Origin of the sequence: Streptomyces sp. ME19-01-6 (genome assembly GCF_033793745.1) — a bacterium.
In the GTDB taxonomy this organism is placed as follows: domain Bacteria; phylum Actinomycetota; class Actinomycetes; order Streptomycetales; family Streptomycetaceae; genus Streptomyces.
Genome location: NZ_JARAXF010000019.1, coordinates 70,483 through 84,171, shown reverse-complemented (window position 1 = coordinate 84,171; position 13,689 = coordinate 70,483). Strand labels below are relative to the sequence as shown.

Annotated in this window: 13 protein-coding genes; 4 read left to right on the top strand and 9 right to left on the bottom strand. The window is 71.5% G+C overall.

Translation table 11 applies throughout. The annotated features are described in order from the left end of the window. Window positions 1-25: 25 nt before the first annotated feature. Entirely contained in the window at window positions 26-700 is a 675-nt protein-coding gene (locus PV419_RS33175) for a TetR/AcrR family transcriptional regulator (RefSeq protein ID WP_319695269.1), read from the bottom strand. Window positions 701-758: 58 nt separating this feature from the next. Next, window positions 759-1,520, bottom strand: a complete 762-nt coding sequence (locus PV419_RS33170) for an SDR family NAD(P)-dependent oxidoreductase (protein ID WP_319695267.1) — start codon at window positions 1,518-1,520, stop codon at window positions 759-761. A 173-nt stretch (window positions 1,521-1,693) separates the two neighbouring features. On the opposite strand from PV419_RS33170, the gene PV419_RS33165 reads away from it, so the two are divergent. Next, window positions 1,694-2,461: a glucose 1-dehydrogenase gene (locus tag PV419_RS33165; protein ID WP_319695265.1), complete on the top strand. Its 768-nt coding sequence runs from the start codon at window positions 1,694-1,696 to the stop codon at window positions 2,459-2,461. 25 nt (window positions 2,462-2,486) lie between these two features. On the opposite strand, the gene PV419_RS33160 is transcribed toward PV419_RS33165, so the two are convergent. The 7 genes from PV419_RS33160 to PV419_RS33130 are packed head-to-tail and all read right to left on the bottom strand — an operon-like array spanning window position 2,487 to window position 10,669. Further along, on the bottom strand, window positions 2,487-3,524 hold the full coding sequence (locus PV419_RS33160; RefSeq protein ID WP_319695263.1) for a CoA transferase: 1,038 nt from the start codon (window positions 3,522-3,524) through the stop codon (window positions 2,487-2,489). Continuing rightward, complete coding sequence (locus PV419_RS33155) at window positions 3,521-4,477, bottom strand: TIGR03564 family F420-dependent LLM class oxidoreductase (protein ID WP_319695262.1); 957 nt, start codon at window positions 4,475-4,477, stop codon at window positions 3,521-3,523. The genes PV419_RS33160 and PV419_RS33155 overlap by 4 nt, the downstream gene beginning before the upstream one ends. Before the next feature lies 1 nt (window position 4,478). Then, the gene (locus PV419_RS33150; RefSeq protein ID WP_319695260.1) at window positions 4,479-4,880 is read right to left on the bottom strand and encodes a cobalamin B12-binding domain-containing protein; all 402 of its coding nucleotides are present in this window, start codon (window positions 4,878-4,880) and stop codon (window positions 4,479-4,481) included. Beyond that, window positions 4,880-6,457 (bottom strand): methylmalonyl-CoA mutase family protein, encoded by a 1,578-nt coding sequence (locus PV419_RS33145; protein ID WP_319695259.1) that lies wholly within the window; start codon window positions 6,455-6,457, stop codon window positions 4,880-4,882. Before PV419_RS33145 ends, PV419_RS33150 begins: the two co-directional genes overlap by 1 nt. Next, a complete protein-coding gene (locus tag PV419_RS33140) occupies window positions 6,454-7,896 on the bottom strand; it encodes a FadD3 family acyl-CoA ligase (protein ID WP_319695258.1) in 1,443 nt (480 codons plus the stop codon). The genes PV419_RS33145 and PV419_RS33140 overlap by 4 nt, the downstream gene beginning before the upstream one ends. Then, entirely contained in the window at window positions 7,893-9,071 is a 1,179-nt protein-coding gene (locus PV419_RS33135; protein WP_319695256.1) for an amidohydrolase family protein, read from the bottom strand. The genes PV419_RS33140 and PV419_RS33135 overlap by 4 nt, the downstream gene beginning before the upstream one ends. An 11-nt stretch (window positions 9,072-9,082) precedes the next feature. Beyond that, window positions 9,083-10,669 carry an AMP-binding protein gene (locus PV419_RS33130; RefSeq protein ID WP_319695254.1) on the bottom strand — a complete coding sequence of 529 codons (1,587 nt, stop codon included), beginning with the start codon at window positions 10,667-10,669 and terminating at the stop codon, window positions 9,083-9,085. Window positions 10,670-10,733: 64 nt separating this feature from the next. Here PV419_RS33130 and PV419_RS33125 point away from each other — a divergent pair, with 64 nt between their 5' ends. From PV419_RS33125 to PV419_RS33115, 3 genes are read left to right on the top strand one after another with little or no spacing between them, the layout of a single operon-like run. Continuing rightward, window positions 10,734-11,726 (top strand): ferredoxin--NADP reductase, encoded by a 993-nt coding sequence (locus PV419_RS33125; protein WP_319695253.1) that lies wholly within the window; start codon window positions 10,734-10,736, stop codon window positions 11,724-11,726. Between the two features lie 42 nt (window positions 11,727-11,768). Next, window positions 11,769-12,488, top strand: coding sequence for an enoyl-CoA hydratase/isomerase family protein (locus tag PV419_RS33120; RefSeq protein WP_319695251.1), 720 nt, complete (start codon window positions 11,769-11,771; stop codon window positions 12,486-12,488). Beyond that, window positions 12,478-13,212 carry an alpha/beta hydrolase fold domain-containing protein gene (locus PV419_RS33115; protein ID WP_319695249.1) on the top strand — a complete coding sequence of 245 codons (735 nt, stop codon included), beginning with the start codon at window positions 12,478-12,480 and terminating at the stop codon, window positions 13,210-13,212. Before PV419_RS33120 ends, PV419_RS33115 begins: the two co-directional genes overlap by 11 nt. Window positions 13,213-13,689: the final 477 nt, after the last annotated feature.

Genomic DNA, 13,689 nt, shown 5'->3' with positions numbered 1-13,689 from the left:
TTCTGACGCTAGCAGAATGCCATTCTCACGTACAGCCATCGCGCCTACCGGCGACGGGCGTCGGGGCTCGCACGCCTGCGAGGAGGAAGCCGACCAGATGCTCGGTCTCGGCGCGCCCGGGCGCCTCCTCGGTGAACAACCAGTACTGCAGGGCCGCGACCACCCCGCCCGCCGCGGTACGGGCGGCACGCATCGGATCGCCCGCTCCCAACTCGGCCGCGGGCTGCGCGAACAGCGCGGCGAGGGCGTCCACGAGGGCGACGGTGACGTGCGCGGCGCGGGGCGCGTGGCCGGTGGCGTTGGACAGGACGGCCCGGGCCTGCAGGGCCAGATTCTCGTCCGAGGCCTGCCGCAGCACTGCCTCGATCCCAGCACGCAACCGGGCCTGCGGTCCGTCCTCGGCTGCTCGCGCCATCCGGTACCGCACGTAACCGACGACGGTGCGCGCACCGCGCTCGACGATGGCCTCGACCAGGGCGTCCTTGCTCGCGAAGAAACGGTAGAAGGCGTCGTTGGACAGGCCGGCCGCGGCCACGATGTCGGCCACGCGCGGGCGCCGCCCGCGGGCCGCCACCATGAGCGCGAGCCCGGCGTCCAGCAGAGCCAGGGCCTCGCCACCGGCGGCTTCTCCCGGCTCCCCGGTCCGGCCGCCGGACGCAGCCGGTCGAGCCGGCGCGGAAGGCTCGGTCTCGGCTGTCATCGGCGTTCACCGTCCTCGAAGTGCTCGAAGTGGGGGTCCGGGCCGCGTTCCGGCCACGTCAGCGCAGGACGGTCCCGCCGTCGACGTTCACGACCTGCCCGTTGATCCATTCGCCTTCGTCGGAGAGCAGGTAGGACACCATGCCGGCGATGTCCTCGGCCCGGCCGTGACGCGTGCTCCGGGTCCGGGCGAGCATGCTCCGCAGCATCTCCGGGGGCGCGCCCCGTTCGATGTCGGCGGTCAGGACGAGTCCCGGCGCGACCGCGTTGGCCCGGATGCCGTCCTTGCCCCAGCGCGAGGCCACATGACGGGTGAGCGCGTTGATGCCCGCCTTGGTCGCGGCGTACGCCGGCCGCTTGGCATCACCCGTGAACGAGGCGATGGAGGAGGTGTAGACGATCGCCCCACCGCCGCGGGCGAGGAGCGCGGGCACGGTGTGCCGGGAGACCAGCATGTGACCGCGCAGGTTGACGGCGAGGGTGCGGTCCCAGATCGCGAGGTCCATGTCGACTACGTCGGTGTCCTTCTGGACCGCGCCCATGTCCCCGGCGTTGACGTGCACGGCGTCCAGACCGCCGTAGGTTCGCAGCGTGGCCGCGACCAGATGCCCGACCGAGGTGTCGTCGGAGATGTCGAACTCCACCGCGACCGCCTCGCCGCCCCCGGCGCGGATGGCGTCGGCGGTCTCCTCGGCCCCGTCCGCGTTCAGATCGCCGACGACGACCCTGGCTCCTTCCCGCGCCAGCCTGCGCGCCGAGGCGGCACCCAGCCCGGTGGCCGCACCCGCCACCAGGACAACCTTGTCCTTCAGACCTCGCACGATGTCCGCCTCCGCTCTCCTGGGCTCCCCGGGCAGGCGAGCGCCTGAACTTTCCGCGAACGCCCATCATCACAATGCGGGAATGATGTTCTACGATGGCGAGAATACTAATCTCGCAGCGGAGTGCGCCAGGGAACAGGCGGCTTCGGGCACTTCAACAGGACGGGAATGGGATGGGGTACGCAGACGCGTTGTTCGATCTCACCGGCCGGGTGGTCCTCGTCACCGGCGGCAGCCGGGGGCTCGGACGGGCCATGGCGTTCGCGGCGGCACGCTGCGGAGCCGACGTCGTCGTCGCCAGCCGGACATACGACGCCTGCGCCGCGGTGAGTGCGGAGATCCAGAAGGAGACAGGGCGCGCGGCACTGCCGTACGCCGTACACGTGGGCCGCTGGGACGAACTGCCCGGTCTGGTCGACGCGGTCCACGAGCGGTTCGGCAGGATCGACGTACTGGTCAACAACGCGGGCATGTCCCCCGTGTACGAGGATCTGGGCGAGGTCACGGAGAAGATGTTCGACTCGGTGCTGGGCCTCAACCTCAAGGGTCCCTTCCGCCTGTCCGTGCTGGCCGGGAAGCGCATGGCCGAGGCCGGCGGCGGTGCGATCGTCAACGTCAGCTCCACCGGTTCGATCCGGCCGCGCCCGGCGATCGTGCCGTACGCGGCCGCCAAGGCCGGGCTGAACGCGGTGACCGTGGGTCTGGCACAGGCGCTCGGGCCGACGGTGCGGGTCAACACGCTGATGTGCGGTCCGTTCGCCACGTGGGCCACCCGGGGCTGGCAGGAGAACCCCGAGCAGCTCGCCGAGGGGGTGCGCCCGCACGCGCTGCAACGTGTCGGCGCCCCCGACGAAGTGGTGGGCGCCGCTCTGTACCTGATGTCGGACGCCTCGTCGTACACCAGTGGGGCGACGCTGCGGGTGGACGGCGGGATGCCGTAGCGGCCCCCCTGAGCCCGGGCGGCTTCTAAGCCGTGTCGTCGTGCTCCCCGAGGCGAGGCGGCGGGCCGTACGACGGCTGGTGCCCGGCGATCCGGAACGGGCTTGCGACCAGGCGGTGTTCGCCGGCCCGCACGACCGCGTCGGGAAACTCGACAAGTGCCTGGGGCAGCGTGCGTACGGCTGCGGCGGGGACGCCCAGCGGGCGCAGCCGACGTTCCCAGTCCACCGCCGAGTCGGCGGCGAGCGCCTTGGTCACCGCGGCGACCACCTCGTCGCGGCGGGCCGCGCGCTCGGCCATCGTCAAGTAGCCCTCGATGCCGGCCTCCGCGGCGAAGGAGCGCCAGAAGCCGTCGTGGGTGATGAAGAGGGCCAGGTGTCCCTCGGCGGTGGGGAAGAGCTGGGCGGGGACGTAGTGGGCGTGGGCGCCTCCCAGGCGGCGCGGAGCCTTGCCGTCGTTGAGCCAGGCCGCGGCGTGGTAGTTCAGCTGCGAGAGCATCACGTCGCGCAGCGACACCTCGATCTGGCCGCCGCGTCCGGAGACGATCTGGGCCAGCAGGCCCAGCGCGGCTGCCATTCCGGCCGAGTTGTCGACCGAGGAGTAGCCGGGCAGCGCGGGCGGGCCGTCCGGGTCGCCCGTCATGGCCGCGATGCCGGTGGCCGCCTGGACGACGTAGTCGAAGGCGGGCATGTCGCCCGCGTCCATGCCCCAGCCGGTGAGGGCCACGCACACCAGGCGCTCGTTGTAGGGCTTCAGGGCCTCGTAGGTCAGGCCGAAGCGCTCGACGGCGGACGGTTTAAGGTTGACCAGCAGGGCGTCGGCGTCGGGCACCAGCTCGTGCAGGCGGTCCTGGCCGGCCGGAGCGGACAGGTCCAGGCGGACCGAGCGCTTGCCCCGGTTGAGGCTGGCGAAGTAGGCGTCGGAGACCTGCCGGGAGAGGTCGCCGCCGGGCGGTTCGACCTTGGTGACAGTGGCGCCGAGGTCGGCGAGCAGCATGGTGGCGTACGGGCCGGCCAGGATGTGGCCGACCTCCAGCACGCGCAGGCCGGCCAGCGGGCCGTTCACCGCAGGTCCGCCGCTATCGCGGCCACCGCGTCACGGGTGCGCAGTTTCGAGGCGACCAGTTCGTCCCGCCCGTTCCCCAGGGGCAGCAGCCGCACCGACAGATCCGTCACGCCCGCGTCGGCGAACCGCCTGAAGCGGGCCGCGATGGCCGCCTCGTCACCCGCCGCGCACAGGTCGCCGACATCGCGGGCATCGCCGTACTCCAGCAGGCGCTGGTAGTTGGGGGACACCTCGGCCTCGCCGAGGATGCGGTTGGCACGCTCGCGCGCGGCGTCGACCTCGTGCGGTGCGCACAGGCACACCGGGAGGCCGGCGACGATGCGGGGTGCCGGACGGCCCGCGGTCTCGGCAGCCTTGGTGATCGTCGGGGCGACGTGCTCGGCGACCGACCGCTCGTCCGCCATCCACAGGACCGTGCCGTCGGTGTACTCCCCTGCGATGCGCAGCATCACCGGGCCCAGCGCGGCCATCAGGACCGGCAGGGAGGTGAGCGGGGCGATGGTGAGCGGGTTGTGGACGCGGAAGACGTCGTTCTCGATGTCCACCGAACCGCCCCCGGACAGCGCCGGGTTGAGCACCTCCAGGTAGGCGCGGGTGTACGCCGCGGGCTTCTCGTACGGCAGGCCCAGCATGTCGCGGACGATCCAGTGGTGGGAGGCGCCGACGCCGAGCGTCAGCCGTCCGCCCGCCGCCGCCTGCACGGACACGGCCTGCCGGGCGAGGGCAACCGGATGCTGGGCTTGGACGGGGACGACCGCGGTGCCGAGCTCGATGCTCGAGGTGGCCTGGCCCATGAGGGCGACGGCGGTCAGGGCGTCGAAGTCGGTCGGCACCTGTGGCACCCACACGGTGTCGAACCCGGCCTCCTCGGCCCACCGGGCGTCGTCGACCATGCGGGCGGCTTTGTGGGCGGCGTCGCCCCGTTCGGGGCCGCTCATCACTCCGACTCGCATGTCAGTCCTCCGGGGCTGTCAGGGCGCGGATGTCCGCGACGATCGCGTCGAGCGGGGTGCCCGTGGGGTACACCCCGGCGGCCCCGGCCTCCCGCAGCCGCGCCACGTCCGAGGCCGGGATGGTGCCGCCGACCACGACGGGGATGTCGTCGCCGCCGGCGGCGCGCAGCGCCTGGACGGTGCGGCGGGTGAGGGTGAGATGGGCGCCGGAGAGGATGGACAGGCCGACCAGGGCGACGTCCTCCTGCACGGCGGTGGCGGCGATGTCGTCCACACGGTGCCGGATGCCGGTGAACACCACCTCGAAGCCGGCGTCCCGCAGCCCCCGGGCGACCAGCTTCGCGCCACGGTCATGTCCGTCGAGCCCGGGCTTGGCGACGAGGACGCGCACAGGTGTGGTCATCAGAACACCACCGGCTGCCGGAACTCGCCCCACACCGCGCGCAGGGCGTCAGCCATCTCACCGACCGTGCAATAGGCGCCGGCGCAGGCAACGAGCGGATCCATCAGGTTCGTGTCCTGATCTGCGGCGCGCCGCAGGTCGTCGAGGCAGGCGCGCACCTCGGCGGCGCTGCGCTCGGACTTGACCCGTGCGAGCCGCTTGAGCTGGCGTTCGCGGCCCTCGGCGTCGAGTTCGTAGGTGGCGAGGTCGGGCGAGGGCTCGTCCACGGTGAACCGGTTGACGCCGACGACGGGCCGCTCACCGGAGGCGGTCTCCTGGTGCAGCCGCCACGCCTCGTCAGCGATGAGTCCCTGGAGGTAGCCGTCCTCGATGCAGCGCACCATGCCGCCGTGCGCTTCCAGGTCGGCCATGATCTCGACGATCCGCTCCTCGGTGGCGTCGGTCAGGGCCTCCACGAAGTACGAACCGCCCAGCGGGTCGGCGACCTTCGTCACGCCCGTCTCGTGGGCGAGCACTTGCTGGGTGCGCAGGGCGAGCGTCGTGGACTCCTCGCTCGGCAGGGCGAACGGCTCGTCCCAGGCGGCGGTGAACATCGACTGCACGCCGCCGAGCACGGAGGCGAGCGCTTCGTAGGCGACGCGCACGGTGTTGTTGCGGGCCTGCGGGGCGTAGAGGGAGGCGCCGCCGGCCACGACGCCGAAGCGGAACATGCACGCCTTGTCGGTGGTCGCGCCGAACCGCTCGCGCACGATGGTCGCCCAGCGCCTGCGCCCCGCACGGTACTTGGCGACCTCCTCGAAGAAGTCGCCGTGCGTGTAGAAGAAGAAGGAGACCTGCGGGGCGAACTGGTCGATGGTCATCCGACCGCGTTCCAGGACAGTCTCGCAGTACGTGACCCCGTCGGCGAGGGTGAACGCCATCTCCTGTACGGCGTTGGCGCCCGCGTCGCGGAAGTGCGCCCCCGCGACGGAGATCGCGTTGAAGCGGGGCACCTGCGCGGCGCAGAACTCGATCGTGTCCGCTATGAGCCTCAGCGAGGGTTCCGGGGGCCAGATCCAGGTACCGCGCGAGGCGTACTCCTTGAGGATGTCGTTCTGGATGGTGCCGGTGAGCTTCGCCCGGGGGATGCCGCGCTTCTCGGCCGCGGCGACGTAGAAGGCGAGCAGGATCGCCGCCGTGCCGTTGATGGTGAAGCTGGTGCTGATCCGGTCCAGCGGAAGGGTGTCGAAGAGGATCTCGGCGTCGGCGAGGGTGTCCAGCGCGACCCCGACCCGGCCGACCTCGTCGGCGTACTCCGGGTCGTCGGAGTCGTAGCCGCACTGGGTGGGCAGGTCGAGCGCCACCGACAGGCCCGTGCCGCCCTGGTCGAGGAGGTAGCGGTAGCGGCGGTTGGACTCCTCGGCGGTGCCGAAACCGGAGTACTGGCGCAGGGTCCAGGTGCGGCCCCGGTAGCCGGTGGGGTAGTTGCCGCGCGTGAAGGGGAACGTGCCCGGGTCGGGGGGTTCGGCGCGGCGGTCCGCGGGGCCGTACACCGGGTTGAGTGGAATGCCGGAGGCAGTGCGGAAGTCCTGGGTCATGACAGCTGGTCCTTCATCACCTTTCCGGTGGCGTTCAACGGTAGCCGGGTGCGGAACTCGACGTGGCGGGGCACCTTGAAGCCGGCCATCCGCTCGCGCGCCCAGGCGATCAGCTCGGCCTCTGTGATACCGGCGAACTCGGTGCGCGAGACCACGAAGGCCTTGCCGACCTGCCCCAGCCGCTCGTCGGGCACGCCGATGACGGCGGCCTGGGCGACGGCCGGGTGTCTCAGCAGGAAGCCCTCGATCTCGGCGGGGTAGGCGTTGAAGCCTCCGACGACGAACATGTCCTTCTTGCGGCCGACGATCCGCAGGCGGCCCTCGGAGTCCAGTTCGCCGAGGTCGCCGGTGTGCAGCCAGCCGTCGGCGTCGACGGCCTCGGCGGTGGCCTCGGGGTCGTCGAGGTAGCCGCGCATGACGGAGTAGCCGCGGACGAGCACCTCCTGGTCCTCGGCGACGCGCACCTCGAAGCCCTCGCACGGTGTGCCCACGGTGGTGGCGACGGCCTCGTAGGGGTCGCCCGGGCGGGAAGCGGTGACGGTGCCGGCCTCGGTGAGGCCGTAGCCGGTCATCACATGCGTGAACGGCAGCTCGGTGGTGATGCGCCGGACCAGTTCGACCGGGATGTCGGCGGCACCGGTCACCGCGCCCCGCAGGGAGGACAGGTCGCGGCCCACGCCGGCCTCCAGCAGGGAGTGGTACAGGGTCGGCGGTCCCGGCAGGACGGTCACCCGCTCCTTCTCCACGAGGTCCAGCACCCGGTCCACGTCGAAGACGGCCACCGGGAGGACGGTCGCGCCCCGGATCATCGACGCGACCAGGCCCGCCTTGTAGCCGAAGATGTGGAAGAAGGGGTTGACGATCAGGTACCGGTCGCCCTGCCGGAGCTGGGCGAGGTCGCACCACTCGGCGTACAGGCGCAGGGTCTGGCCGTGCGTGGTCATCACGCCCTTGGGGCGCCCGGTGGTACCGGAGGTGAAGACGATGTCCGCCAGGTCGTCCTCGTCGGCCTCGGGGTCCAGCGGATCGCCTGAGGCGAGGAAGCCGGAGGTCTTCAGGTCGATGACGGGAACGCCGGGCGGGCCGGTGAACTCCCGGTCCAGGAAACCGTTTTGGACGAGCAGCGCCTTGGCGCGGCTGCGTATGACGATGTCGTGGGCCTCCTCGTCGAGGAAGCGGGTGTTCACCGGCACCAGCACCCCGCCGGCCGTGAGCAGGCCGAACGCGGCGACGATCCACTCGGCCGAGTTGGGTGCCCACAGGGCCACCCGGTCGCCCGGGCCGACGCCCGCCGAGGCGAACGCCCCGGCGGTGCGCCGGACCCGGTCGGCCAGGTCGGTGAAGGTCAGGCGCAGTTCGCCGTCCACGACCGCCTCGGCGTCGCCGAACCGGTCGGCCGTGCTCAGCACCAGTTCGGGGATGGTGCGGGCGGTGGTCATGCGTCGATCAGCCGGGCCAGATTGCCGCCCATGACCTTGGCCTTGTCCTCCTCGGAGAGCTTCGGGAGGTGGTCGACGTAGGTGACGGGGTCGGCGAGGCCCTCGGGGTGGGGGTAGTCGGAGCCGAACAGGACGCGCTCGATGCCGATGAGGTTTCCGAGCTCGGCCATGTCCTCCTCCCAGAACGGGCTGATGTGGATGTGTCGTGTGAAGACGTCCACCGGGTTCTCCCGGAACTCGTGGGGCATCTTCTTGTGGACGTCGGCGAGTCGGCTGAGCAGCGGTTCCACCCACGAGGCGCCGTTCTCGATGACGGCGACCTTCAGCTCGGGGAAACGGGACAGCGCGCCGTGGCAGATCAGCGAGGAGACGGCGTCCTCGATCGGCCGCCACTCGTTGACCTGCCGGAAGGCGTTGGGCTTGAAGGGCAGAAACTCGCGTCGCTGGCCCTCCCAGTCGTTGGCGTAGTTCGAGTAACCGCTGTCGGAGGAGTGGAGGGCGACCAGCACGCCGGTCTCCACCACCCGCTTCCAGAACGGGTCGAACTCGGGCAGCGCGAAGGACCGGGTGCCGCCGAAGCCGGGGACCGGTGCGGGGCGGATGAGGATGGCGCGGGCGCCCCGCTCCACGACCCAGTTCAGCTCCTCGATCGCCTTCTCGACGATCGGCAGCGTGATGACGGGGACGGTGAAGATGCGGTCCTTGTAGGTGAAGCCCCAGGTGTCGTGCAGCCACTGGTTGAGGGAGTGGATGACGACGTGGATCAGCTCCGGGTCGTCCTTCATCCGTTCCTCGATGAGGCTCGCCAGCGTCGGGAACATCAGGCTGCGCTGGATGCCGAGCTCGTCCATCAACTGAAGACGCGGCGCCGGTTCACGGAAGGCCGGGATGGACCGCATGGGCTCGCCGAAGATCTCCCGGCGGGTCTTGCCGTTGGGGTTGCCGACCCGGAAGTACTCCTCCATCGCGCCGGGGCGGGCGACGACTTCGAAGGTGGGGTTCGGGATGTACTCGCTGATCTGCCCGCGTATCGCGATCTTGGTGCGGCCGCCGACGTTCACGTACTGGATGGCGCCCTGGTACTCCTCAGGGAGGTACTTGGTGAGCGCTTCCTGCGTCTCGTAGAGGTGGTTGTCCGCGTCGAACAGCGGATACGCGAGTTCACGAGAGGGCATGAGATTCTCCTTCACCGTTTGCGAGAATCGTATTCTCGCATCGAGGGAGTGGCAATGTGCTTGCGAAGGACGAACTTCTTCACCTTGCCGCTCGGGGTGCGCGGGAAGTCCTCGACCTTGTGGACCACCTCGGGCCACTTCTGCCGAGCCAGGCCCTCCCGGCCGAAGTGCAGGCGCACCTCGGCGAGACTCGGCGCCGACCAGCCGGGCAGCATGCGCAGGACGGCGGCGGCCCGCTCCCCCAGACGCGGGTCCGGCACGGCCACCACGGCCGCCTCCGCCACGCCGTCCAGCCCCAGCAGGACCTCCTCGACCTCCAGGGCGCTGATGTTCTCCCCGCCCCGGATGATGACGTCGGCCTTGCGGTCGGTGACGGTCAGCCAGCCGTCGGCGTCGAGCACGCCTATGTCGCCGGTGCGGTACCAGCCGTCGGCGTCGAAGGCGGCGGCGGTGAGCTCCGGGTCGGTGTAGCCGAGGCAGAGGTCGGGGCCGCGAGTGAGGATCTCACCGTCCTCGGCGAGCCGGACCTCCGCACCGGGCAACGGGAGGCCGTCGGTGTGCAGGCGTTTGGCGCCGGGGCCGTCGTACGGGGTGCAGGTCACCGAAGGGTGCTCGGTGGAGCCGTAGGCCCGGAAGACGGTGACGCCGAGGGACTCCAGCCGGTTCGTCACGGCGGAGGCGATGGAGGCGCCCCCCAGCCCGGCGTACTTCAGCCGCGCGACGTGCTCCTCGGCGCAGTCGGGGTGGTCAAGCAGGCTGGTCATGTAGTACGTCGCCCCGCCGCCGACGGTGAGTCCCTCGGTGCGCATGAGCGCGAGCGCCCGGGCCGGGTCCCAGGAGTCGCCGAGGTTGACCGGGGTGCAGTCGAGGACCGGGATGAGGAACGCGTTGATCATGCCGATGAAGTGGCCGACCGGCGCCACCGTGAACTGCCGTCCCCGGTCAGGGGGATAGCTCGCGGCCAGCTGGCGGGTCTCGAAGCCGAGGGTGCGATGGCTGTGGATGACGCCCTTGGGGTCCCGGGTGGTGCCGGAGGTGAAAGCGATGAGGGCGGGGGTGTCCGGGTCGACCGGCAGGACACCGGCCAGCGGCTCGTCGGCGAGCAGCTCGCCGAAGTCCCGCCCGACGACGCCCACGACCGGCACCTCGGCACACAGGTCTGGACGGAACTCCGTCCGCCCGAAGCGCTCGGCGGCGAAGAAGGCCTTCGGGCGGGTGGCCTCGACGATGTAGCGGACCTCCTTGGGTCCGTAGAAGTGGACCACCGGGACGACGACGGCACCGAGGAAGGCCGAGGCCCAGAACACGGCCGCCGCCTCCATCCAATTGGGCAGCTGCATGACCACCACGTCGCCCGGGCCCACGCCACGCGCCCGCAGACCTGCGGCCAGCCGCCGCGCCGTACGCTCCACGTCGGCGAACGTGCCCTTCCAGGGCCGCACCTCGGAGTGCACGCGGAACTCCACGTCCCCGGACTTGCCCAACCCAACCGCCAGGAGGTCGCCCAGGGTCTCCCTGGTCCACCAGCCCTCGGACTCGTAGCGCGCCGTGAGTCCGGGCGGGATTGACCGCAGGGCGCCGGGGGGAATCGTCGTCATGACAGATACTCCTCCCTCGTTTGGAGAATTGCACTCTCCCACAGCGAGAAGGTAAGTTCCATACATGGCACGGGACCATGGCTTCCATCCGGTGCGGATCACCCGGGTCGTCGACGAGACACCGGACACCCGCACCTTCGCCCTCGACGCGCGCTTTCCCTACCAAGCCGGGCAGTTCCTGACCTTCAAGGTGTGCGGGACGCTGCGGAGCTACTCGATGTCGTCCTCGCCCGACACGGACGGGGAGGTGTGTGTCACGGTCAAACGCGTGCCGGGCGGACTGGTCTCCGGCTGGATGCACGAGCGGCTGAGGCCCGGCGACACGCTGGAGGCCACCCTGCCCGGCGGTTCGTTCTGCCTGCGCGGGGACGCCGCCGACCGGCCTCTCGTCGCGTACGCCGGCGGCAGCGGCATCACTCCGGTGTTCTCGCTGGTCAAGAGCGCGCTGGCGACGACACGCCGTGATGTCGGACTGCTGACCGCACATCAGAGCGTCGGGGCGGCCATCTTCCGCCAGGCGCTGGACGCCCTCGCGGCGTGCCATCCCGGCAGACTTGACCTGCGCCAACATTTCGACGACCGGGACGGGCTGGTCGCCCCCGCGGAGATACAGGCCCTGGCCGACGAGGGGGCGGACTTCTACGTCTGCGGGCCGGAGCCGTTCATGGCCCTGGTCGAGAGCGCCCTGACCGCCCACCGGATCCCTCCCGAGCGGATCCTGATCGAGCGGTTCGCCCCGACGGCACCCGTGGACGCGCCCGCCGGGCCGCAGGAGCCTGTCGCCGGGACCGTCACCGTCGACCTGCGCGGTGAGCGGCGTACCGTGCCCCAACGACCCGGCGAGACGGTGCTGCAGAGCGCCCGCCGGGCCGGCTTCACGCCGCCGTTCTCCTGCGAGTCCGGAGACTGCGCCACCTGCATGGCCCGGCTGACCGACGGCGAGGCCAAGATGCGGGTGAACAACGCCCTGGACGCCGACGAGGTCACCGAGGGTTATGTGCTCACCTGCCAGGCCGAGCCGACGACCCCCGACGTGACCGTGGTGTACGAGGACTGACACAGCAGCATCCGCATCCGCCCGACGACCGGGAGGCCGCACATGGTTGAGCTGGAGCTGGAAGACGGCCTGGCGGTCGTCACCATCGATCGTCCGCACGCCCGCAACGCCATCGACCCGCACACCATGGGCGAGCTGGAGAAGGCCCTGGACGCGGCCGAGGGCGCGACGGCGCTGGCGGTGACCGGGGCCGGCGAGAGGGCGTTCGTCTCCGGCGGTGACCTGAAGGAACTGGCGCGGCTGCGCACCGAGGGCGAGGCCTCGGACATGGCGCTGCGGATGCGAGCACTGTGCGACCGGATCGCCGGTTTCCCGGGACCGGTGGTGGCCGCGCTCAACGGGCACGCGCTGGGGGGCGGCGCCGAGGTGGCCGTGGCGGCCGACATCCGCATCGCCGCCGACGACGTCCGGATCGGCTTCACCCAGACGAAGCTCGCCATCGTCCCCGCCTGGGGCGGGGCAGAGCGGCTGGCGCGGCTGGTGGGGCCGGGGCAGGCCATGCTGCTGGCGGGCACGGGACGGGTGCTGGAGGCGTCCGAGGCGGAGCGGCTGGGACTGGTCGATCTGGTCCTGCCCCGCACGCAGTTCGCCGACCGCTGGCGGGAGGTGGCCCGCTCCCTCGCCACACCGCAGGCCCGCGAGATCAAGAACCTCACCACCCGGACCCGTCCTGTACGCGAGGCTGCCGAGGCATTCGCCCGGCTGTGGGTGTCCGAGGAGCACTGGGAAGCAGCGGAGAAGGTGATGTCCCGTGGTAAGTGAAGTACGCGTCGACGAGGGGCCGTTCGGGCCGGAGGTCCGCCCCGAGGGCGGGGCCGTGGCCCAGACGGTGCTGTATCTGCATGGCGATCCGCGGCTCGCGGGCACCCCGCAGGACGCACTGCCAACCGCCCGGGAACTGGCCCGGCTCACCGGGTACGCGGTCGTCTGCGCCCGCTACCGGCGCCGGTTCCCGCAGGCGCTGGAGGACGTCCAGTCAGCCTGGGAGCACTGCCATGCCCATGGGCCGGCGGCGGTGGCGGGCAAGCGGCTCGGCGGGGCCCTCGCCGCCGGCCTGCTGCTGCGGCTCCGCGACGCGGGCGCGACGCTGCCGACCTGCGCGGTGCTCTCCTCACCGGTGCTGGACTTCACGCTGGACTCGCCCAGCCTGCTGCTCAACGCAGCCGCCGACCGCACCGTGGACGCGGAAGCGCTGCCGGTCCGGGCGGCCAGGTACGCGGGGACGACCCCGCGCGACCATCCGCTGCTCAGTCCGCTGCACGGCAATCTCCACGGCCTGCCGCCGCTGCAACTGCACGCGGCCGGCACGGAGGTGCTGCTCGACGACACGCTGTCCTTCGCGACCCGGGCGGCACACTCCGGGGTCGCGGTGGACATGCGGATCCACGAGGACTCCGCCGCGCAGGGCCTGCGGCAGCTGGAGGCGACGGGGCAGTTCCTGCGGGCCTGGTGCCCGGACGGGGCGGTCGTGACGCGTCGCGGATGAACTCCGCGGCGCGCCACGCCTTCGCCTGCCCGTCGAGGTACCCCGAACAGCAATGACCGCAGCGTCACGTCGTCCCCTCCGGGCCCGTCGAGCACGTGCTGACGGCGTGGAAGCCGCAATGCCGCTGCCGAGCGCCGAGCGGGCGAGATGATGGCCGGCGACCCCTCGGAGGTGGGCCGGAGGAGCATCGAGCACGCCGCGTCGCCGGGCTCTTGCCCGCTCGCCCGCCTGGAGGGCGGCGAGGGACCAGCAGGGCCACGGTGTCGGGCCGTTCGAGGTCCGCGCGCGGCTTGAGAAAGGCCATCGCGTCTTAGGCCGGGCCGGCCGGCGGGTCCGGGCGGGTAAGCAGCCGCGGTAAGACCTGGGAGGCCGGGTCGCCAGGTTCCGGGGGGCGCCGAGCGGAGTGTCGGGACCGAACCGCAGCATCAGGCAGCGGGGTTCGCGCAGCCAGGCACCGACATGCGGACGGTCCACAGT

What these genes read in the sequence shown, in the direction of transcription:
- PV419_RS33175 (WP_319695269.1), bottom strand. Translation starts at nt 700, where the DNA reads ATGACAGCCGAGACCGAGCCTTCCGCGCCGGCTCGACCGGCTGCGTCC.
- PV419_RS33165 (WP_319695265.1), top strand. Translation starts at nt 1,694, where the DNA reads ATGGGGTACGCAGACGCGTTGTTCGATCTCACCGGCCGGGTGGTCCTC.
- PV419_RS33155 (WP_319695262.1), bottom strand. Translation starts at nt 4,477, where the DNA reads ATGCGAGTCGGAGTGATGAGCGGCCCCGAACGGGGCGACGCCGCCCAC.
- PV419_RS33150 (WP_319695260.1), bottom strand. Translation starts at nt 4,880, where the DNA reads ATGACCACACCTGTGCGCGTCCTCGTCGCCAAGCCCGGGCTCGACGGA.
- PV419_RS33145 (WP_319695259.1), bottom strand. Translation starts at nt 6,457, where the DNA reads ATGACCCAGGACTTCCGCACTGCCTCCGGCATTCCACTCAACCCGGTG.
- PV419_RS33140 (WP_319695258.1), bottom strand. Translation starts at nt 7,896, where the DNA reads ATGACCACCGCCCGCACCATCCCCGAACTGGTGCTGAGCACGGCCGAC.
- PV419_RS33135 (WP_319695256.1), bottom strand. Translation starts at nt 9,071, where the DNA reads ATGCCCTCTCGTGAACTCGCGTATCCGCTGTTCGACGCGGACAACCAC.
- PV419_RS33130 (WP_319695254.1), bottom strand. Translation starts at nt 10,669, where the DNA reads ATGACGACGATTCCCCCCGGCGCCCTGCGGTCAATCCCGCCCGGACTC.
- PV419_RS33125 (WP_319695253.1), top strand. Translation starts at nt 10,734, where the DNA reads ATGGCACGGGACCATGGCTTCCATCCGGTGCGGATCACCCGGGTCGTC.
- PV419_RS33120 (WP_319695251.1), top strand. Translation starts at nt 11,769, where the DNA reads ATGGTTGAGCTGGAGCTGGAAGACGGCCTGGCGGTCGTCACCATCGAT.